Source organism: Spirillospora sp. NPDC047418 (assembly GCF_040643275.1).
Taxonomy (GTDB): Bacteria; Actinomycetota; Actinomycetes; order Streptosporangiales; family Streptosporangiaceae; genus Spirillospora.
Genome location: NZ_JBEYTW010000014.1, coordinates 92,930 through 111,449 on the forward strand (window position 1 = coordinate 92,930; position 18,520 = coordinate 111,449).

At 71.3% G+C, this 18,520-nt stretch carries 21 protein-coding genes; 12 read left to right on the forward strand and 9 right to left on the reverse strand.

Annotated features, from left to right (window positions below; genetic code table 11):
- The first annotated feature begins 92 nt into the window (after positions 1 to 92).
- Together ABZ806_RS11880 and ABZ806_RS11885 are read left to right on the forward strand one after the other, a co-directional pair.
- Positions 93 to 818, forward strand: a complete 726-nt coding sequence (locus tag ABZ806_RS11880) for a ribonuclease HII (RefSeq protein ID WP_500216869.1) — start codon at positions 93 to 95, stop codon at positions 816 to 818.
- Positions 815 to 1,129, forward strand: coding sequence for a DUF2469 domain-containing protein (locus ABZ806_RS11885; RefSeq protein WP_500216870.1), 315 nt, complete (start codon positions 815 to 817; stop codon positions 1,127 to 1,129). The genes ABZ806_RS11880 and ABZ806_RS11885 overlap by 4 nt, the downstream gene beginning before the upstream one ends.
- A 100-nt stretch (positions 1,130 to 1,229) precedes the next feature.
- On the opposite strand, the gene dprA is transcribed toward ABZ806_RS11885, so the two are convergent.
- Genes dprA through ABZ806_RS11900 form a run of 3 tightly spaced genes read right to left on the reverse strand, consistent with a single transcriptional unit; the run spans position 1,230 to position 4,332 of the window.
- Positions 1,230 to 2,429, reverse strand: coding sequence for a DNA-processing protein DprA (gene dprA / locus ABZ806_RS11890; protein WP_500216871.1), 1,200 nt, complete (start codon positions 2,427 to 2,429; stop codon positions 1,230 to 1,232).
- Entirely contained in the window at positions 2,426 to 3,979 is a 1,554-nt protein-coding gene (locus ABZ806_RS11895; RefSeq protein ID WP_500216872.1) for a YifB family Mg chelatase-like AAA ATPase, read from the reverse strand. Before ABZ806_RS11895 ends, dprA begins: the two co-directional genes overlap by 4 nt.
- Positions 3,979 to 4,332 (reverse strand): YraN family protein, encoded by a 354-nt coding sequence (locus ABZ806_RS11900; protein ID WP_500216873.1) that lies wholly within the window; start codon positions 4,330 to 4,332, stop codon positions 3,979 to 3,981. The genes ABZ806_RS11895 and ABZ806_RS11900 overlap by 1 nt, the downstream gene beginning before the upstream one ends.
- A gap of 157 nt (positions 4,333 to 4,489) precedes the next feature.
- Between ABZ806_RS11900 and ABZ806_RS11905 the strand changes: the two genes are divergently transcribed.
- Positions 4,490 to 5,407 carry a tyrosine recombinase XerC gene (locus tag ABZ806_RS11905; RefSeq protein ID WP_500216874.1) on the forward strand — a complete coding sequence of 306 codons (918 nt, stop codon included), beginning with the start codon at positions 4,490 to 4,492 and terminating at the stop codon, positions 5,405 to 5,407.
- 256 nt (positions 5,408 to 5,663) lie between these two features.
- Here the strand turns inward: ABZ806_RS11905 and ABZ806_RS11910 are convergent, their stop codons facing one another.
- Positions 5,664 to 6,371: a murein hydrolase activator EnvC family protein gene (locus tag ABZ806_RS11910; protein ID WP_500216875.1), complete on the reverse strand. Its 708-nt coding sequence runs from the start codon at positions 6,369 to 6,371 to the stop codon at positions 5,664 to 5,666.
- Positions 6,372 to 6,758: 387 nt separating this feature from the next.
- Here ABZ806_RS11910 and rpsB point away from each other — a divergent pair, with 387 nt between their 5' ends.
- The 5 genes from rpsB (at position 6,759) to ABZ806_RS11935 (ending at position 11,204) form a co-directional block, all read left to right on the forward strand.
- The gene (rpsB, locus tag ABZ806_RS11915; RefSeq protein ID WP_500216876.1) at positions 6,759 to 7,772 is read left to right on the forward strand and encodes a 30S ribosomal protein S2; all 1,014 of its coding nucleotides are present in this window, start codon (positions 6,759 to 6,761) and stop codon (positions 7,770 to 7,772) included.
- 82 nt (positions 7,773 to 7,854) lie between these two features.
- Positions 7,855 to 8,691, forward strand: a complete 837-nt coding sequence (tsf, locus tag ABZ806_RS11920) for a translation elongation factor Ts (protein ID WP_500216877.1) — start codon at positions 7,855 to 7,857, stop codon at positions 8,689 to 8,691.
- A gap of 55 nt (positions 8,692 to 8,746) precedes the next feature.
- Positions 8,747 to 9,553: a UMP kinase gene (gene pyrH, locus ABZ806_RS11925; protein ID WP_500216878.1), complete on the forward strand. Its 807-nt coding sequence runs from the start codon at positions 8,747 to 8,749 to the stop codon at positions 9,551 to 9,553.
- Positions 9,554 to 9,627: 74 nt separating this feature from the next.
- Positions 9,628 to 10,185: a ribosome recycling factor gene (gene frr / locus ABZ806_RS11930; RefSeq protein ID WP_500216879.1), complete on the forward strand. Its 558-nt coding sequence runs from the start codon at positions 9,628 to 9,630 to the stop codon at positions 10,183 to 10,185.
- Positions 10,185 to 11,204, forward strand: coding sequence for a phosphatidate cytidylyltransferase (locus ABZ806_RS11935; protein ID WP_500216880.1), 1,020 nt, complete (start codon positions 10,185 to 10,187; stop codon positions 11,202 to 11,204). The genes frr and ABZ806_RS11935 overlap by 1 nt, the downstream gene beginning before the upstream one ends.
- Here ABZ806_RS11935 and ABZ806_RS11940 read toward each other — a convergent pair.
- Positions 11,201 to 12,346, reverse strand: a complete 1,146-nt coding sequence (locus ABZ806_RS11940; RefSeq protein WP_500216881.1) for a suppressor of fused domain protein — start codon at positions 12,344 to 12,346, stop codon at positions 11,201 to 11,203. The two genes, ABZ806_RS11935 and ABZ806_RS11940, sit on opposite strands and share 4 nt — an antisense overlap.
- A gap of 114 nt (positions 12,347 to 12,460) precedes the next feature.
- Here ABZ806_RS11940 and rlmN point away from each other — a divergent pair, with 114 nt between their 5' ends.
- The 3 genes from rlmN to ABZ806_RS11955 are packed head-to-tail and all read left to right on the forward strand — an operon-like array spanning position 12,461 to position 15,062.
- A complete protein-coding gene (gene rlmN, locus ABZ806_RS11945; RefSeq protein ID WP_500216882.1) occupies positions 12,461 to 13,621 on the forward strand; it encodes a dual-specificity RNA methyltransferase RlmN in 1,161 nt (386 codons plus the stop codon).
- Between the two features lie 59 nt (positions 13,622 to 13,680).
- The gene (locus ABZ806_RS11950; RefSeq protein WP_500216883.1) at positions 13,681 to 14,184 is read left to right on the forward strand and encodes a DivIVA domain-containing protein; all 504 of its coding nucleotides are present in this window, start codon (positions 13,681 to 13,683) and stop codon (positions 14,182 to 14,184) included.
- 59 nt (positions 14,185 to 14,243) lie between these two features.
- On the forward strand, positions 14,244 to 15,062 hold the full coding sequence (locus tag ABZ806_RS11955) for a DUF1963 domain-containing protein (RefSeq protein ID WP_500216884.1): 819 nt from the start codon (positions 14,244 to 14,246) through the stop codon (positions 15,060 to 15,062).
- A 195-nt stretch (positions 15,063 to 15,257) separates the two neighbouring features.
- On the opposite strand, the gene ABZ806_RS11960 is transcribed toward ABZ806_RS11955, so the two are convergent.
- The gene (locus ABZ806_RS11960) at positions 15,258 to 15,947 is read right to left on the reverse strand and encodes a hypothetical protein (protein WP_500216885.1); all 690 of its coding nucleotides are present in this window, start codon (positions 15,945 to 15,947) and stop codon (positions 15,258 to 15,260) included.
- On the reverse strand, positions 15,944 to 16,663 hold the full coding sequence (locus tag ABZ806_RS11965; RefSeq protein WP_500216886.1) for an ATP-binding cassette domain-containing protein: 720 nt from the start codon (positions 16,661 to 16,663) through the stop codon (positions 15,944 to 15,946). Before ABZ806_RS11965 ends, ABZ806_RS11960 begins: the two co-directional genes overlap by 4 nt.
- A gap of 412 nt (positions 16,664 to 17,075) precedes the next feature.
- Between ABZ806_RS11965 and ABZ806_RS11970 the strand changes: the two genes are divergently transcribed.
- On the forward strand, positions 17,076 to 17,513 hold the full coding sequence (locus ABZ806_RS11970) for an HIT family protein (protein ID WP_500216887.1): 438 nt from the start codon (positions 17,076 to 17,078) through the stop codon (positions 17,511 to 17,513).
- Between the two features lie 174 nt (positions 17,514 to 17,687).
- Here ABZ806_RS11970 and ABZ806_RS11975 read toward each other — a convergent pair whose 3' ends face one another.
- Positions 17,688 to 17,942, reverse strand: a complete 255-nt coding sequence (locus ABZ806_RS11975; RefSeq protein WP_500216888.1) for a type II toxin -antitoxin system TacA 1-like antitoxin — start codon at positions 17,940 to 17,942, stop codon at positions 17,688 to 17,690.
- Positions 17,943 to 18,037: 95 nt separating this feature from the next.
- Positions 18,038 to 18,499 carry an Lrp/AsnC family transcriptional regulator gene (locus tag ABZ806_RS11980; protein WP_500216889.1) on the reverse strand — a complete coding sequence of 154 codons (462 nt, stop codon included), beginning with the start codon at positions 18,497 to 18,499 and terminating at the stop codon, positions 18,038 to 18,040.
- Positions 18,500 to 18,520: the final 21 nt, after the last annotated feature.

Sequence of the window (18,520 nt, forward strand, 5' to 3'; positions counted from 1 at the left end):
CCCCTGCTGCTTTGTGGGTGCCTTGGGGCTTGGCGGGCGATCGGGGGGATTCGGGGAGCGGGGCCGGGGGGCGGGGACGTACGCTTCGGAGCATGAAGGGACGTCCACTCCGCTTCACTCCGCGCCGGGACGCGGGGCTGTTCGCGTACGAGCGGGCCTTGGCGCATGGCGGGTTCAGCCCCGTGGCCGGCGTCGATGAGGCCGGGCGGGGGGCCTGCGCGGGGCCGTTGGTGGTCGGCGCGGTGATCCTCCAGGGCGGACGTGGCCGGATCGACGGCCTCACCGACTCCAAACTGCTGTCTCCGGGACGCCGCGAAGAGCTGTACGCGGAGATCACCGAGCGCGCGTACGCGTGGAGCGCGATCGTCATCCCGTGCTACGACATCGACCGGATCGGCCTTCACCGGTGCAACATCACCGGGATGCGGCGCGCTCTGGCCGCCCTGGACGAGCGGCCCGCCTATGTGCTGAGCGACGGCTTCCCGGTGCCGGGACTGGACGTTCCCGGCCTTGGGATGATCAAAGGCGACCAGGCCGCGGCGTGCGTGGCCGCGGCCTCCATCGTCGCGAAGGTCACCCGAGACCGGATCATGGTCGGGCTCCACGAGCGGTATCCCGAGTACGGTTTCGACGTCCACAAGGGCTATGTGACGCGGGCGCACGGTGAGGCGCTCGCCGTGCACGGTCCGTGTCCGGAACATCGGTTCTCCTACGTCAACGTTGGGCGTGCCTTGCGCAACAATGGAGAGGTGGCCGTGGGGGAGGAGACCGAAGGGGAGGTCTCCGGCGGGGGCCGCGCGGAAGGGGCACGAGCGTGAGCGCCGAGGATCTCGAGAAGTACGAGACCGAGATGGAGTTGCAGCTCTATCGGGAGTATCGCGACGTCCTCGGTCTGTTCAGCTATGTCGTCGAGACCGAGCGCAGGTTCTACCTCACGAACTCCGTCGACCTGCAGGTGCGCGGCGCCGACACCGGTGATGTGTTCTTCGAGGTCACGATGCAGGACGCATGGGTGTGGGACATGTACCGCCCTGCTCGTTTCGTCAAGAACGTGCGTGTTGTCACGTTCAAGGACGTGAACGTCGAGGAACTCGCCAAGAGCGACTTCGAACTCCCTTCGAACGACTGATTCGCGGGCCGGTCGGTGCTTGCGGGTGCCCTGGGCTGCTCCTTGTTCCAGGGTGTTGGCGGGCCTGGTCGGGTGGGCGGCGGCGGTCTGGTTGCTCCGGTCATTGCGGAGCCTCAGGCGGGACGGGCGGCGGCTGAGGTCTCTCGTGTTCTCCAGCGGGGCCTTTGGGGGACTTTCCGGATTTCGTCAGGCGCCAGCCGGATGGGGCGCGCTCGATGAAGCCGGACGCGGACAGCAGGCCCAGCTTCGCGTTGACCGTGGTCAGATCCACGCCCGCCTTGACGGCGAGCTGTGCCGGGCCGGCCGCGCCGCGGGCGGGGAAGGCTTCGAGGACGGACCGGGTGACCGGTTCGAGGCGGTCGCGGGGGAGGACGGGGGTGTTGGGCGGCGGTGCCAGGTCGGCACCGATGCGGCCCACGGCCTCGATGATCTCCGCTGGGCGGGTCACCAGCGTCGCGCCCTCCTCGCGCAGGAGCCGGTGGCAGCCGACCGAGCTGCGGGAGGTGATCGGGCCGGGTACGGCCATGACCACGCGGCCGAGCTTGGACGCCCACCCGGCGGTGTTCAGGGCACCGCTGCGGGCCTCCGCCTCGACGATGACCGTCCCCCGGGACAGTGCCGCGATCACCCGGTTGCGGACGAGGAAGCGGAGCCGGTGCGGATGGGTGCCCGGTGGTGACTCGCTGACCAGCAGGGACCGCCGTGCCATCTCCGCGAACAGCCCCTCGTTGGACGCCGGGTAGGGGACGTCGACCCCGTTGGCGAGGACGGCGACCGTGGGGCCGTCGGCGGCCAGCGCACCGCGGTGGGCCGCCGCGTCGATGCCGAGGGCGCCGCCGGAGATCACCGTCCAGCCGTCGTCGGCCAGGTCGGAGGCGAAGTCGGCGGCGGCGCGCAGGCCGTAGGGGGACGCGGCGCGGGAACCGACGACGGAGACCGAGCGCAGACAGCAGTAGCGCAGGTCGCCGGGGCCGCGCAGCCACAGGGCGTAGGGGCGTCCGGAGCCGAGGTCGTCGAGGGTCGTCGGCCATTCGGGGTCTCCGGGGCAGACGAGGCGGCCGCGGAACCGGGCGCAGACGGCCATGTCCTGGTCGGGTTCGGCGGCGATCAGGCGGATCCGCCACTGGCCGAGGCGCTGAACCTCCTTCTGAGTGGCGTCCACGGCCCCGGGGAGGCGGCCGGTGCGGATCGTTTCGAGCGCCTCCTCGGGACCGTAGCGGTCGATGATCCGGTTGAGGAAGGCGTCGCCGGGCTCGGCGACGGCGGTGAGGGTCGCGCGGGCGGTGCGCTCGTCGCTCATTGGCGCCCCGCAGACCACAGAGCGAGTGCGCCGCCGACGTCGTCCGGGCCGGGCTCGTCGTGGCCGGCCAGGTCGGCGATGGTCCAGGCGACCCGCAGGATCCGGTCGAGCCCCCGCGCGCTGAGCGTGCCCCGCTGGAGGGCCTCGTCGGCTCCTCGCATCGCCTCGGCGGAAGGCGTGAAGCGTCTGCGCAGCTCCGGGCCGGGCACTTCGGAGTTGGAACGCCAGGGAGTGTCGGCGAGGCGGTGGAGCGTCCGTTCCCTGGCGAGCTGGACGCGTTCGGCCACCACCTTGCTGGATTCGGCGAACTCCAGGTCGTAACGGAGTTCGGCCCGGCTGGCGGGTGTCAGCTCCAGCTTGAGGTCGATGCGGTCGAGGAGCGGACCGGTGACGCGGCTGGCGTACTTGCGGCGGACGCCCGGGGCGCAGGAGCAGTCGATCTGCTTCGCGGCGGCGCACGGGCACGGGTTCGCCGCGAGGACGAGCGTGAACCGCGCAGGAAAGTGGGCGATGCCCTCGATGCGGGTGATGCGCACCACGCCCTCTTCGAGAGGCTGGCGCAGCGCGTCGAGCGTCCCTCCCAAGAACTCGGGGGCCTCGTCCAGGAAGAGGATCCCGCGGTGGGCGAGGGACACCGCGCCCGGGTGGAGCACGCGGCCGGAGCCGCCGCCGACCATCGACGCACGCGAGGCCGTGTGGTGCGGGGCGTAGAACGGCGGCTGGGTGATCAGCGGCTGCCCCGGCCGGAGCGTCCCGGCGACCGAGTGGATCGCGGTGACCTCCAGTGCGATCTCCGGCTCCAGCGCCGGCATCAGCGTCGGCAGCCGCTCCGCGAGCATCGTCTTGCCGCAGCCCGGGGGCCCGGCGAAGAAGAGGTGGTGCCCTCCCGCCGCGCCGATCTCGAGTGCGCGGCGCGCCTCGGCCTGCCCCCGGACGTCGGCCAGGTCCAGATCGGGCGGGATCTCCTGCTGCCTGATGGCGTACCCGTCCGCGGGGAGGGCGAAGTCGTCCTCCTCGTCCTCGTCGATGGGCGGCGGCTCGTCGCGCAGGCGGCACAGCAGCCCGCGCAGCGTCCTCGCGGACACGACTTCCATGCCGGGGACGAGTTCCGCCTCGGCGGCGTTCGCGCGGGGCACGACGACGGTGCGGCAGCCCCGGTTGGCGGCGGCCAGCACGGCGGGCAGGATGCCCTGGATCGGGCGCAGGCGGCCGTCCAGGCCGAGCTCGCCGATCAGCACCAGGCCCGCGCAGCTGCGCGGGGGCACGACCTCCGCCGCCGCGAGGAGGGAGATGGCTATGGCCAGATCGAACGTGGACCCCTTCTTCGGCATGCTCGCCGGGAACAGCGACACGGTCACGTGGCGGTTGGGCCAGTCCTCGCCGGAGTTGAAGATCGCGGCGCGGACGCGGTCGCGGGCCTCGCTGAGCGCCGTGTCGGGGAGGCCGACCAGATGCAGGCCCGGGACGCCGCTGGTGATGGCCGCCTCCACGTCCACGACGAAGCCGTCCACCCCGACCAGGGACACCGAGCGGGTCTTCGCGAGCGTCATCAGCACACCTCCCGCAGGTGATCGATCGAGAAGCCGTCGCCGTCGCCGGTCAGGCCGAGGACGTCGACGCGCATGGCCGCGCCGCCGACCCCGTGGGCGGCGGCCCACCGCCAGGCCAGTCGCCGTAACCGGGCCGCCTTCTCGGCGGTGATCGCTTCGAGGGGGTCGCCGAACCGGGCGGAGCGGCGGGTCTTCACCTCGCACACGATGTGCCTCCGCCCGTCGTGGGCGACGATGTCGAGTTCGCCCTCACGGCATCGCCAGTTGCGGTCGAGGATCGTCCAGCCGAGGCCGACCAGGTAGTCGGCCGCCGCGTCCTCGCCGCGCCGGCCGAGTCTGATGTGAGCTTTCATGGGTGCCTCACCTCCGGCCTCCGACGCTGCCGCAGCATGACCATGCGTAATAGTGGAATCGCATTCTGTGGATAACCCGGCTGGAGGTCGGCGGCGATTCCGTGGCGCTCCCGGCCGGTGCTTGCGCCGGACGTGCCGTTGGCGCAGCGTGACCGCTGTGACGAATGCGTTTGAGGGCGCCGTAGCCGATTTCGGGCGGCATCTCAGGGCCGAACGCGACGTGTCCCCGCACACGCTGCGCGCCTATCTGGGCGATCTGGCTGATCTGTCCGCCTATGCCGCTGCCACCGGTGTTACCGAACCCGCGCACCTGGACGTCTCGCTGCTGCGGGCATGGCTCGCCCGCCAGCATGCTCTCGGCCGCTCCCGCGCCACCCTGGCCCGCCGGACGGCCGCCGCCCGCGCGTTCACCCGGCACCTGCACCGGCGCGGCCTCCTGCAGGACGACCCGGGGCTCCTGCTGGGCACGCCCAAGCGGCAGCAGGACCTCCCCGACGTCCTCACGCGGGACGACGCGGCGCGACTACTGGACACCATGGACGCCCAAGGCCCCATCGGGCTCCGCGACCTGGCCGTCCTGGAGGTCCTCTACGGGACGGGTGTCCGCGTCAGTGAGCTGTGCGGGCTCGATATCGACGACCTGGACACCGGGCGCAGGACGGTTCGCGTCCTGGGCAAGGGAGGACGAGAACGCACCGTCCCGGTCGGGGAGCCGGCCGTCCGCGCTGTCCAGGACTGGCTGCGCGCGGGGCGCCCTTCCTTCGCGAACGAGGACAGCGGCCCGGCACTCTTCCTCGGGGTTCGCGGAGGACGACTCCACCCGACGACCGCACGCCGCATCGTCCATGGACGGATATCAGAGGTCGGCCAAGTCCCCGACCTGAGCCCGCACGGACTCCGCCACAGCGCCGCGACACATCTGCTGGAAGGCGGTGCCGACCTCCGGAGCGTCCAGGAGATCCTCGGCCACGCCTCGCTGCAGACCACCCAGCTCTACACCCACGTCTCGGCCGAGCGGCTGAAACAGGTCCACCGCCAGGCCCACCCCCGCGGCACCCACCCCGACCGACCGTGACGATGCAGGCGAACACCTCTCGGCGGCATCTGCCCCTCAGGGTGCAGGTGAGTGCTTCTCGGCGGCGTCTGCTCCGCCGACCGTGGGGATGCAGGTGAGCACTTCTCCGCGGGATCTGTCCCGCCGACTGGCCCCGTGGCTCGAGTGACCGGACGACGATGACTCCCCTATGCCCCGAGACAGCACGGTGGGTACGGGGTGGCCGCCGCTCTGCCACGTCCCACTCCGGTGGGTGGCAGAGCGGCGGCCCGGCTGGTCATGGGGTGCGGCGCAGACGGCGTTCGTGGGCGAGGTCGATGACGCCCGGGGGCGTACGGCGGCGACGGTGGAGGCGGAAGCGGACGCGGCTGCGCCGCCAGGCGAAGGCCGCCGTCAGTGTCAGGACCATGCCCGTCAACGCCCCACCCGTCGCCGTGGTGGCATCGCGCAGGGCCATCCGCGGCTGCGGCTGCGCGCCCGGTGTGCTCTGGGGCGGAGACGGCGACGCGGATGGGGACGGGCTCGTCCAGCGGGGGAGAAGGCGCACCTGGCGCCGGACCAGGCTGAGCGGGTCCAGGTAGAGGGCACCGCGGCGCAGCCCCCAGTGCAGACAGGGCAGGCGACAATGGAGCCGCCCGCTCTCCAGGACCCCGATCCGGGTACCGGACGCGACCCTGCGCCCCACCTGCACGCTCGGACGGACGGGCAGGTACGTCGTCCGCAGCGTCCCGTGATCGATCGCGACGACACCGCGCCCCGCCAGGCGGTCGGCGTAGGAGACCCGCCCCGGCCCCGCGGCGTAGACGGCCTGCCCGGGGCGGCCCGCGAGATCCACCCCGCGGTGGCCGGGCCCCCACGGGTCGGCCGGCGGCGTGAAGGCCCGCAGAACCCGCGGCGCGGGCGGGCCTAACGGCCACCGCCACGCGTCCAGGCCCGGTCCGCCGACGGCGATCATGCAGGTGAGCAGCAGCGTGAGCAGTGTCATGCAGCGCAGCCTGCCGGGTCCCCGCCGCCGCGTCGACGGGGTCGGCGAACTGTGGATAACCCTGCGGACCGTTGATGCCCGGACGCGTCGGCGCCCTGATAATCTGTAAGCGTGCCCGAAAGGACACCGGCCAGGGCCAGGCCGTCATCGACCCACCTCCGGGTGGGGAGGCGAGAAGCCGCTCCCGGAACGGACAGGCCCAGACCCGGCAACGGGCCAGCCGCCTGGGACACCCACGGCGGCTGATCTCACGCGTCCGCATGCCACCGCAGGTCTAGGTGGGGCGCAGTCCCTCGGTCCGTCGCTTCGGCGGCGGTGGGACGGCACCCGGATGCAGGCAGACAACCAAATGCGGCCCGATAGGGCCAGAGAAGGAGAACACGGGCAATGGCACCCGTCGTCACCATGCGGCAGCTCCTGGAGAGCGGCGTCCACTTCGGCCACCAGACGCGTCGGTGGAACCCGAAGATGAAGCGCTTCATCCTCACGGAGCGCAACGGCATCTACATCATCGACCTGCAGCAGTCGCTGTCCTACATCGACCGCGCGTTCGAGTTCGTCAAGGCCACGGTGGCCCACGGCGGCACGATCCTGTTCGTCGGCACCAAGAAGCAGGCGCAGGAGTCCATCGCGGAGCAGGCCGCCCGCGTCGGCATGCCCTACGTGAACCAGCGCTGGCTGGGCGGCATGCTCACCAACTTCTCCACCGTCCACAAGCGGCTCACCCGGCTCAAGGAGCTGGAGGAGATCAACTACGACGACGTGGCCGGCTCCGGCATGACCAAGAAGGAACTGCTCGGCCTGCGCCGCGAGAAGGACAAGCTGGAGCGCACCCTCGGCGGTATCCGCGACATGGCGAAGGTTCCGAGCGCCATCTGGATCGTGGACACCAAGAAGGAGCACATCGCGGTCAACGAGGCCAAGAAGCTCGGCATCCCGGTCGTGGCGATCCTCGACACCAACTGCGACCCGGACGAGGTCGACTACCCGGTGCCGGGCAACGACGACGCCATCCGCAGCGTCAGCCTGCTGACCCGCGTGGTGGCCGACTCCGTCGCCGACGGCCTCCTCGCCCGCGCGGGCGCCGCGACCGGCGGGGACGAGAAGCCGGCCGCCGCGGCCGCGGGCGCCGCCGAGCCGCTGGCCGAGTGGGAGCGCGACCTGCTGGAGAACAAGCCGGCCGAGGGCGCCGAGGCGCAGGCCCCCGCGGAGACCCCCGCGGAAGCCGCTGTGGAGACCCCGGCCGACGCTCCGGCGGAGACTCCGGCCGACGCCCCGGTGGAGGCCCCGGCCGACGCCCCCGCGGCCGAGCAGGCCGAGGTGCCGGCCGAGGCCGAGGTGCCGGCCGAGGCCGACGCGGCCGCCGAGGCGCCGAAGCCCGCCGAGGCCGAGCAGGCTTGATCCCGCGGTCCCGGCGGCCCCGCGCAGGGCCGCCGGGACCGTCGCGGGTCCACGACCAACGACGAGAGAAGCGAAGAGAGCGATGGCCAACTTCACCGCCGCTGACGTCAAGCGGCTGCGCGACCTGACCGGCTCCGGCATGATGGCCGTGAAGAACGCCCTCACCGAGGCGGACGGCGACTTCGAGAAGGCGACGGAGCTGCTGCGCCTCAAGGGCGCCAAGGACGTCGGCAAGCGCGCCGAGCGCACCGCCGCCAACGGCCTGGTCGCCGAGCACTTCACCGGCTCGGGTGACGGCGCGCTGCTGGAGCTCAACTGCGAGACCGACTTCGTCGCCAAGAACGCGCAGTTCATCGAGCTGGCCCAGCGCCTCGTCGAGTTCGCCGCCGGCAGCGGCGCCGCCGACGCGCCGGCCGTGCTGGCCGCCGAGATCGAGCCCGGCACCACCGTCCAGGCCCTGATCGAGGAGAACAGCGCCAAGATCGGCGAGAAGCTCGAGCTGCGCCGCTTCGCCCACTTCCAGGGCGCCTACGTGGCCAGCTACCTGCACAAGTCCGACCCGTCCCTGCCGCCGACCACCGGCGTGCTGGTCGAGCTGGACATCGAGAACGCCGAGGTCGCCAAGGACGTCGCGCAGCAGATCGCGGCGATGGCGCCGAAGTACCTCACCCGCGAGGAGATCCCCGCCGAGGCGGTCGAGAAGGAGCGGGCGCTCGCCGAGCAGCTCACTCGCGACGAGGGCAAGCCCGAGCAGGCCATCCCGAAGATCGTCGAGGGCCGGGTGAACGCCTACTTCCGCGACTTCGTCCTCGTGGAGCAGGCGTTCGTGAAGGACAACAAGAAGACGATCGCGAAGGTCCTCGACGAGGCCGGCGTGAAGGTCGTCCGCTTCGCCCGGTTCAAGGTCGGGCAGGCGTAAGGGCACTCTGGAGACAGGGACCCGAGATATCGCGACGAACGAGGAGGCCGCCGACGTGCCGGACAAGACGACCACTAGCGCGGCGGCGGCCTCGTCGTCCGCCCGGACGGCGTCCGGCGGGCGCGGCGGCGGGCATGCCCCGCGGGCCGGCTGGAAGCGGGTGCTGCTGAAGCTCTCCGGCGAGGCCTTCGCCGGCCGCGAACCGCTCGGCATCGACCCGGAGGTCGTCCAGCACGTCGCCGAGGCCATCGCCGAGGCCGTCCGGGACGGCGTGCAGGTGGCGGTCGTCTGCGGCGGCGGCAACATGTTCCGCGGCGCCGTCATGGCCGAACGCGGCATGGACCGCGGCCGCGCCGATTACATGGGGATGATCGGCACCGTCATCAACTGCCTCGCCCTGCAGGACTTCCTGGAGAAGCTCGGGCTGGACACGCGGGTGCAGACCGCCATCACCATGAGCCAGGTCGCCGAGCCGTACATCCCGAGACGCGCCATCCGGCACCTGGAGAAGGGCCGCGTGGTCATCTTCGGCGCCGGTCTCGGACAGCCGTTCTTCTCCACCGACACCACCGCCGCCCAGCGCGCGCTGGAGATCGGTGCGGAGGCGGTACTGAAGGCCACCCAAGTGGACGGTGTATACGACGCCGATCCACGAAAGAATCCAGACGCGGTCAAGTTCGACCGCTTGGATTACGGTGAGGTTCTACAGCGGGGTCTGAAGGTCATGGACGCCACGGCCATCAGTCTCTGCATGGACAACACTCTTCCCATCGTGGTCTTCGACCTCATGGGGCAGGGAAACATCGTCCGGGCCGTCCGGGGTGAGAAGATCGGCACGCTGGTCAGCCCGGCACAGGGCTGACCGCAGCCCTCGGCGGTGCCCCGCGCGCCGCCGGACCGCACGATCAGGGCCGACCAGATGACACGGGAGTCACAGTGATCGACGAGACCCTCCTCGAGGCCGAGGAGAAGATGGAGAAGGCGGTCGCGGTCGCCAAGGAGGACTTCCAGGCCATCCGCACCGGCCGGGTCACCCCCGCGATGTTCAACAAGATCACCGCCGAGTACTACGGGACGCCGACGCCGATCAACCAGCTCGCGTCGTTCACGCTGCCGGAACCGCGGATGGTCATCGTCCAGGTGTTCGACAAGTCGTCCATGCAGGCGGTGGAGCGGGCGATCCGCGACAGTGACCTCGGCGTGAACCCCACCAACGACGGCAACGTCATCCGCGTCGTGTTCCCCGACCTGTCGGAGGAGCGCCGCAGGGAGTTCATCAAGGTCGCCGGGACGAAGGCCGAGGACAGCCGGGTCTCCATCCGCAACATCCGGCGCCGCGGCAAGGACACCCTCGACAAGCTCGCCAAGGACGGCGAGGCCGGCGAGGACGAGGTGCGGCGTGCGGAGAAGGAGCTCGACGACACGACGCACCGCTACGTGGCGCAGATCGATGAGCTGCTCGAGCACAAGAAGGCCGAACTGCTCGAGGTCTGATGGAACTCGACGATGCCGGGGAGCCCTCGGGTTCCCCGGATGAGCCGGAGGTCGACATGGCCGGCCCGCCCCCCGGAGAAGCACTCGACCCGCCCTCCGGGCAGGACGGCTCCGCGAAGCGCGCCCCCTCCGCGGACGTGCCGCCCACCGGCGCCACCGCCGCTCCGTCCCCGGATGCGCCCGCCGGCGCGTCCGAAGGGAAGCGTGAAAGCAGGACGGGCCGCAACCTGCCGCTCGCCGTCGGCGTCGGCGTCGCCCTGGGCGCGCTGGTCCTGCTGTCGCTCTACACCGTCAAGGAGATCTTCCTTGGCGTGATGATCGTGTTCCTCTTCCTCGGTATGCGCGAGCTGACCGAGGCGCTCAAGAGCCGCGGCATCCGCGTCCCGTTCATCCCGGTCGCGACGGGCATGGTGGGCACACCGGTCGTCGCGTACGTGTGGGGGCCGACCGCCGCGGTCGCGGCGGTGTCGCTGACGGTGCTCGCGCTGCTCATGACGCGGATGACCGAGGGCTCCGACGGATACGTCCGGGATGTCGCCGCCGGGTCGTTCGTGGCCGGCTACCTGGTGCTGATGGGCGGAATCGTCGCGCTGCTCATGCGGCCGGACGACGGTGACCACCGCATCGTCATCTTCATCGCCACGACCGTCGCCAGCGACATCGGCGGCTATTTCGCGGGGTCGTTCCTGGGCAGGCACAAGCTGGCGCCCACGATCAGCCCGAAGAAGACGTGGGAGGGCGTCACCGGTTCCGCCATCACGTGCATGGCCGTCGGCGGATGGCTGGTGTGGTGGCTGCTGGACGGCGGTCAGGTCTGGCAGGGCGTCATCATCGGGCTCGCCGCCGTGGTCACCGCGACCGCCGGCGATCTCGTCGAGTCGATGGTCAAGCGCGATCTCGGCATCAAGGACATGGGAACGCTCCTTCCCGGCCACGGCGGAGTGATGGACCGCCTCGACTCCCTGGTCGCGACGGCCCCCGTCGTGTGGCTCCTCCTGGAGCTCTTCCTCCCGACCTAGGAGATGACCCAGGAACGGCCCTGCTGCGCGAGGCGCCGGATGAGCGCGTCCGATCCCTCGCTCTTGGCGTAGCGGTGCTCTTCACCGGTGATGGGCACGAGCCACAGCCACCGGACGGCGTCGCCGTTGAGCGTGTGTCCGGTCAGGGCGGGCGCCTCAGGGCCCGCCAGACGGTTCGGATCGTCCAGGAGCAGGACGCCTTCCCAGGACGGCTCGCCGCTGCCCAGCGGGAACGTGCGGGCCTCGTGGTACCACTTCACGACGTCGCCTGGAGCGAACCAGGTCACCGACCGCCACGGGTACTGCGCGAGCCAGGGGAAGATGCTGCCGGCCTTCTGGCTGGGGAGCGTGCTGGCGACGGCGAGTTCGATCCGTCCGTAAGGGGCGACGTCGTCTTCGTACAGTTCGACCGTGGGCATGCGCTGGCGGCTCATCCCGACCGTGCTCAACACGGTGAATTCTCGGCCGCCCTTCGCGGGACGCTCCGACACCCCTACCGTCGGGGCGACCCCCGCCCTGCCGCTCGCCAGTTGCCGTCCGACGTCGTGCCAGTAGTGGCCACTCGGGCCGAGCCGTTGCAGCAGGTGGCCGAGCACCGACTGCTGGAACTCCGCCCAGGAGTCGTCGGCCCGGCACCGCTTCCAGTGCTCGCGCGCCAGTTCGATGCGCGGACCGAAGTCGGCGATCTCCTCGTCCAGGGGGAAGGCGAACGGGCTCTGGCGGGTGGCGTCGCGCGCGTATCCGGGGATGCCGCGTCCCATGTCGGACCAGCCGGGGATCACGAACAGCGGGTCGCCGGCCTCCAGGACGGCGACTCCGTCGCCCTCCTCGAACCACACGACCTCCAGGGACTCGGCGTCCAGTGCCTTGCGTCCCGCCGGATCGCGCAGGTGCGACTCGGGCAGGAGGGGCGGGCGGCCGGCGTCCAGCCGGGACTGGTCCAGGTCCCGCGGGGCCTTCCGGTGGTTCGCGACCCAGGCGGCCCCGACCACCGAGTCGCGGGCGTCCTTCAGGTAGGCCGCGGTGACGTCGCCGTCGGTCTCGATGACGAGCCGCCGGCTGCCGTAGGGACTCGCCGCGGCGTGGACGACCCTGGCCGCGGATCGCCGGGGCGAGACACCGCCCTTACGCAAAACCGACATGATCGAGACCTTAGTCGCACACAAGGTCATGTGCAGGAATGTCGTCTTACCGGTAAGGACGTCCACCGGCGGACGGACGATGCACGGGCCGGTGTTTGCGACACTGGGAGGACCATGTCTACGACCCAGCCCGCCGCCGCCCAGCCCGCAACCACCGGCACCGCGCCCAAGAAGACGCCGGCGAAGCTCGTCTTCGCCGCCCCGAGGCGCGGCAAGCCGCCAACGCATCTCGCCGACCTGACCGCGGCGGAGCGCCGGGAGGCGGTCGCCGCGCTGGGGGAGAAGCCCTTCCGAGCCGACCAGCTGTCACGGCACTACTTCGCCCGCCTGGTGGACGATCCCGCCAAGATGACGGACCTGCCCGCCGCCGTCCGCGAGCGCCTGGCCTCGGAGCTGCTGCCGTCGCTGCTGACGCCGGTCCGCGAACTGGACTGCGACGGCGGGACGACGCTCAAGACGGTCTGGAAGGCGTTCGACGGCGTCCTGTTCGAGTCGGTGCTGATGCGGTATCCGGACCGGGCCACGATGTGCGTGTCCTCCCAGGCGGGGTGCGGCATGAACTGCCCCTTCTGCGCGACCGGCCAGGCCGGGCTGACACGTAACCTCTCTACCGCGGAGATAGTCGAACAGGTCGCGGCCGGCGCGCGCGCACTCGCACGTGGGCGCGTCCCCGGCGGGCCCGGCCGGGTCTCCAACATCGTCTTCATGGGCATGGGCGAGCCCCTGGCCAATTACAAGGCGGTCATAGGCGCGGTACGCCGCATCACCGATCCGGCACCCGCCGGCCTGGGCATCTCCCAGCGCTCGGTGACGGTCTCCACGGTCGGACTCGTCCCGGCGATCGAGAAGCTCGCCGCCGAGGACATGTCGGTGCGGCTGGCGGTCTCCCTGCACGCCCCCGACGACGAGCTGCGCGACGACCTCGTGCCCATCAACAACCGGTGGAAGGTGTCGGAGGTCCTGGACGCGGCCTGGGCCTACGCCGACCGCAGCGGGCGCCGTGTCTCGATCGAGTACGCCCTCATCAAGGACATCAACGACCAGGCGTGGCGGGCCGATCTTCTCGGCAGGCTCTTGCGCGGGAATCTCGTACACGTCAATCTGATCCCGTTGAATCCGACGCCGGGTTCCAAGTGGACCGCCTCCCGGCCGGAGGACGAGCGCGAGTTCGTCCGGCGCCTGGAGGCCCACGGGGTCCCGGTCACGGTGCGCGACACTCGGGGCAGGGAGATCGACGGGGCCTGCGGGCAGCTGGCCGCGTCGACCGAGGACTGAGCGCGCCGCGGGCGGTGCCCCTGGCCTCCCGCCGGCGCGGGTGGAGGAGCACGGTACCGGTGAGGACGGGTGCGCGGTTGCCGGTGGTCCTGCGCGGCTATGACCGCACGCAGGTCGACACCCTGCTGCGGCGGGTCTCGCAGGCGCTGGACGGCGGGCCGCCGATCTCCGCGGAGGAGGTGCGCGGGACCCGCTTCGACGTCGTCCTGCGCGGCTACGACAGCCGTTCCGTGGACGAGCTGCTGCGCGAGTGCATCAGGGAGCTCCAGGCGAGGGCGCCGATCGGGGAGCGTCCCGGACGGCCGCGCGCGCAACCCGCCTGGCTGATCAACTGGATCCAGAACGCCCGGTTCTCCGGTGCCCGCCTGCGCAGCGGCTACGACGTGCGGGACGTGGACGCGTTCCTGGACCGGGTGGTCGCGGGCCTGCGCGGTGCCGCCCCGGCCGTGACGGCCCGCGACGTGCGGGAAAGCGCCTTCCGCGTGGTGCGGCTGGGCCCCGGCTATGACGAGCAGGAGGTCGACCGCTTCCTGGTTCAGCTCGCCGGCGCCCTGGAACGCTGAGTTATCCACAATTTCGCCGGATGCTGCGCGCGGCACCTCGCGCGGGTCACGCTACGTGCATGGACCACTTCATCGCGCAGTTCCGCCGGCTCCGCGTCCTGCTCGACGCCTTCCTCGACCCCGAGATCACGGCCGTCCTGATGCCCCTGGCCAGGCCGGCACTGAAGCTCGGCACCGGCGACGGGGTTCCCCTCAGGCTCGGCGGGGCGCCCCTCCTCCCGCCGGACGAGCCGTGGCCCGTATGGAACGGCCGCCCTCTCCGCTTCCTCGGCGCGATCGACTTCGCCGCCCTGGTGCGCTTCGGCGAGATCCCCGGCCTGCCCACATCGACCGCCGCGTTCTACTACGCGACCGAGACCCCGCGCCCCTGGGGCGACTCGGCCGCACAGCGAGACGGCTGGCGCGTGTTCACCGGCACCCTCCAGGCCACCACGCCCAAGGCGGCCCCCTACCCCGAGACCACGCTGACCGCCTCCCCGTTCCTCTCCCTGCCCTCGCCTCAGGAGCCCGCAGTCCAGCGGGTGGAGACGATCTACAGCGGCATCCTGCCGGTCTACGCGCAACTCCACGCCGCCTGGACGCGGCACACCTGGCCGGAGAACGCCCCGGTCCACCAGCTGGGCGGCTGGCCGGCCCTCGTCCAGCGCCCGGTGGGCCCCGACTGCCTGTACGCCTCGACGGGCCGCCCCCTGGACTCCCCGAAACCCCCGCCCCTCACCCCCGACGAGCAGCGCACGGCGGAGGAGTGGCGCCTCCTCCTGCAACTCGACTCCGACCCCCGCCTCGGCTGGTACTGGGGCGACCCGGGCCGCGTCTACTTCTGCAACCGCAAGGACACCCCACTGGAGGAATCCTGGCTAACCCTCCAGGCCGCCTAAATCTCCAGGCCGCGTGCCCCTTTAGGCCGCGTATCCCTCCAGGCCGTGTGAGCCCTCAGGCCGCGTATCCCTCCAGGCTGCGTGAGCCCTCAGTCTGCGTGAGCCCTCAAGCCGTGTGACCCTTCAGGCCGTGTGACCTTCAGGCAGCCTGCCCCTTTAGGCCGCGTGGCTCCCACGTGCGGCGGGCGGTGGGGGTCAGGGGCGGCGGCGGGCGGTTGTGGCGTAGAGGGCGCCGACGACGAGGGACCAGAGGAGCAGGTGGAGGGCGACGGCGGGGAAGTGGGAGGTGAAGGCGTCGGGGCCGTCGTGGGCCGCGCGCAGCCAGTCGATCATCGGGACGGAGAGCCAGGCGAGGGGGCCGATGCCGAGCAGGAGAAATCCCAGGGCTCCGCCCAGGAGCGCGAGCAGCGATACACCGGGGTCGGGGATGACGGCGCGGCTCGTCCATGCGCCGAGCAGCGTGCCCGGGGCGGCGACGAGGAGGTTCAGGGCGCAGCCGGTCAAGATCGCCGAGCCGGGGGAGCCGGCTTGGAGGGCCTGCAGGAGAGGAATGGCCAATGCGACGACGCCGAGGCAGAGATTCATGGCATACGCCGCGAGGAGTCCCGCCCACAGGGGGGTGTGAGGGACGCGGGCGGCGGTGGCCGTCAGCGCACGCTGCTCGTCGGGCTGCGTGTCGAGCAGTGCGCGCGCCGCCCAGGCCCAGACCGGGAACATGAAGGCCGCCACGTCCGCGAACGTCCGGGCGGCGAGCGTGGAGGCGTCGGGCCCGCTCGGTCCCTGGGAGAGGATGAGCGCCGCGAACAGCGCCACGACGATGAGCGGCTGCAGGACGCGGAGCGAACGAACGTAGCCCGCCATCTGGAACCGGACGAGCGCGATCACTGTCCGGCCCTTCGCACCCGGTAACCGTCCGCGCGCAGCTTGGTCTCCAGGGTGGCGGCCTCGTCCGCGGGCACCTCGACCTCCAGGACCGTCCAGTCATCGGCGGTCCCGTCGGGGGCGAGACGCGTCACCGCCGCGTCCGCCACCCGTAGCCGCTCGACTCCCGGCAAGGTCTCTATACAGCGCTGATGATCGCTCACGACGACGGTGGCGCCGTCGGCCGCCAGCCCGGAGATCAGCTCCGGCAGCGCGTCACGGATGGCGGCGTCCAGGCCTGCGAAAGGCTCGTCCAGGATCAGGAGTTCCGGGTCGCCCATGAGGGCCTGGGCGAGCCCGACCTTCTGACCGCTGCCCTTCGACAACTCAGGGAGCCGCACATCGAGGAGGTGATCGAGGTGGAGCCGCTCCGCCCAGGCATCGACCGCGTCCCGGGGCACCCGGCGCACTGCGGCCATATGCCCGAGGTACCCGCGGACGCTGAACGGCTGGTCGACGGGAAACCGCTCGGGCGCGTACCCGACCCGGGCGGGACGATCCTTGACGACGCCCACGCGCGGGAGGCGCAAACCGGCGATCACGCGCAGCAGCGTGGACTTGCCGGCGCCGTTGTGCCCCGTCACCTCGGTCACGCTGCCGACCGCCAGGGACAACGTGACATCCCTGAACACCCAGGGATCCCGCCGCCGGTAACGGAAGGCGACATTCTCCAGCCGCATGAAAACCACACGATAAGCGCCACGGCGTAAGACCGGCGTTAATCCGCCACACCCGCCTGTGTCCAAGCTGGGGCGAAGACGGCCTACACCGAGGGATGCCCTTCAACCCCGCCGGGGGCAGCCAGCCGTGACCGAGGCCGACGAGGCGCCCGGCCGGCGCCGATCGGTCGTGGCGGCAGCGTGACGCGCGCCGGCGGCGCCTCATTGTCGGGCCAGGCTGCGGGAGGGGCCGGGAAGGGGCTCGGGTGCGGGAGGGGCCGGGAGAGGCTCGTTGCTCGGGTTGGGCTGGAGGAGGAGCCCCGGGGGCGCTCGTCGTTGGGTTGGGTCGGGGGAGGGGCTCGTTGTCGGGGTTGGGCTGGGGGAGGGGGCCGGGGGCGCTCGTTGTCGGGTTGGGTTGCGGGAGGATGAGGGGATGGGTGAGTCAGTGGGCCGGGCTTGTGTGTTCTGCGAGATCATCGAGGGGAAGCGGGATGCGCATGTTGTGCTGGATGCGCCGGATGTCATGGCCTTCCTCGATGCGCGGCCGTTGTTCAAGGGGCATACGTTGCTGGTGCCCCGGGCGCACTACGAGACGCTCACGGATCTCCCCGCCGATGTCCTGGGCCCTTTCTTCGGGCACGCTCAGCGGCTCGCCGGGGCGATGGAGTCGGCGCTCGGCGCGGCCGGATCGTTCGTCGCCATGAACAACCGGATCAGCCAGAGCGTCCCGCACCTGCATGTCCATGTGGTTCCGCGCAACCGCAAGGACGGGCTCCGCGGCTTCTTCTGGCCGCGGCAGAAGTACGAGTCCGACGCGGAGGCCGCCGCGTACGCCGCGCGCCTGTCCGAGGCGGTTCCACCGGGGAGGTAAGGCCACGGCCCCCAGTAAGGCGGCGAAAGGGGTGGGCGGGGAGGTCAGGCCAGGGCCCCAGTAAGGCGGCGAAAGGGGTGAATGGGGAGGTCGGGCCGGGGCCCCAGTAAGGCGGCGAAAGAGGTGGGCGGGGGCGGGGCTGTTGGTTGGTGGCCGAGGCGGTTGACGGGGCGGTCAGGCCAGGGCTGTTAGTAGGGCGACGAAAGGGGCGGATGGGTCGGGGGCCGTGGGGGCGGCGGCGGGCTCCGTGGCGGCGGCGTGCTCGTAGAGGTCGCGTTCGGCGCGGTCCAGGGCGGCGGACAGGACGTACTCGGTGACCGTCCAGCCGACCAGTTCGGCGGCCTTGCGGATGACCAGGGACTGGTCGTCGGAGAGGTGGAAGGCGATGTGCTCGGTGGCGGGAAGGTCCTCGCGGACCGACTCGGGCATGGCCGGTCTCCCTCCTTACGGCATCTCAAAGTACGCCGAGAGGTCTTGCCAGGGCATCCCCATTGAGAACGAGAATCGTCGGGTGTGCGGAGAAGTCAGCGCGTACCCCAGGAGTAGGTCTGTTTGCGCAGTTTGAGGTAGACGAAGCTCTCCGTGGAGACGACGCCCGGGACGGCGCGGATGCGGCCGAGGAGCTCCAGGAGGCGTTCGTCGTCCTCGCAGACGAGCTCGACCAGGATGTCGAACGAGCCGGCGGTGATGACCACGTAGTCGATCTCCGGGAGGCCGGCCAGCTCGTCGGCGATCTTCTCCAGGTCGCCCTCGCACTTGACCCCGATCATCATCTGCCGGGAGAAGCCCAGCGTCAGCGGGTCGGTGACGCCGACGATCTGCATGACGCCGGCGTCGAGGAGCTTCTGCACGCGCTGGCGGACGGCGGCCTCCGACAGCCCGACGGCCTTGCCGATGGCGGCGTAGGAACGGCGGCCGTCCTGCTGGAGCTGCTCGATGATGTGCTTCGCGGTCTCGTCGAGCTGGACGCGTGCGGCGCGTTCCACGATGGTCTCCTAGCTGCGGCA

Bases quoted from the DNA above. Each gene is read 5' to 3' on its own strand.
- dprA (WP_500216871.1), bottom strand. From the start codon at position 2,429: ATGAGCGACGAGCGCACCGCCCGCGCGACCCTCACCGCCGTCGCCGAG.
- ABZ806_RS11935 (WP_500216880.1), top strand. From the start codon at position 10,185: ATGGAACTCGACGATGCCGGGGAGCCCTCGGGTTCCCCGGATGAGCCG.
- ABZ806_RS11975 (WP_500216888.1), bottom strand. From the start codon at position 17,942: ATGCCCGAGTCGGTCCGCGAGGACCTTCCCGCCACCGAGCACATCGCC.
- ABZ806_RS11895 (WP_500216872.1), bottom strand. From the start codon at position 3,979: ATGACGCTCGCGAAGACCCGCTCGGTGTCCCTGGTCGGGGTGGACGGC.
- rlmN (WP_500216882.1), top strand. From the start codon at position 12,461: ATGTCTACGACCCAGCCCGCCGCCGCCCAGCCCGCAACCACCGGCACC.
- rpsB (WP_500216876.1), top strand. From the start codon at position 6,759: ATGGCACCCGTCGTCACCATGCGGCAGCTCCTGGAGAGCGGCGTCCAC.
- ABZ806_RS11910 (WP_500216875.1), bottom strand. From the start codon at position 6,371: ATGACACTGCTCACGCTGCTGCTCACCTGCATGATCGCCGTCGGCGGA.
- ABZ806_RS11965 (WP_500216886.1), bottom strand. From the start codon at position 16,663: ATGCGGCTGGAGAATGTCGCCTTCCGTTACCGGCGGCGGGATCCCTGG.
- ABZ806_RS11880 (WP_500216869.1), top strand. From the start codon at position 93: ATGAAGGGACGTCCACTCCGCTTCACTCCGCGCCGGGACGCGGGGCTG.
- ABZ806_RS11940 (WP_500216881.1), bottom strand. From the start codon at position 12,346: ATGTCGGTTTTGCGTAAGGGCGGTGTCTCGCCCCGGCGATCCGCGGCC.
- ABZ806_RS11900 (WP_500216873.1), bottom strand. From the start codon at position 4,332: ATGAAAGCTCACATCAGACTCGGCCGGCGCGGCGAGGACGCGGCGGCC.
- ABZ806_RS11970 (WP_500216887.1), top strand. From the start codon at position 17,076: ATGGGTGAGTCAGTGGGCCGGGCTTGTGTGTTCTGCGAGATCATCGAG.
- ABZ806_RS11955 (WP_500216884.1), top strand. From the start codon at position 14,244: ATGGACCACTTCATCGCGCAGTTCCGCCGGCTCCGCGTCCTGCTCGAC.
- tsf (WP_500216877.1), top strand. From the start codon at position 7,855: ATGGCCAACTTCACCGCCGCTGACGTCAAGCGGCTGCGCGACCTGACC.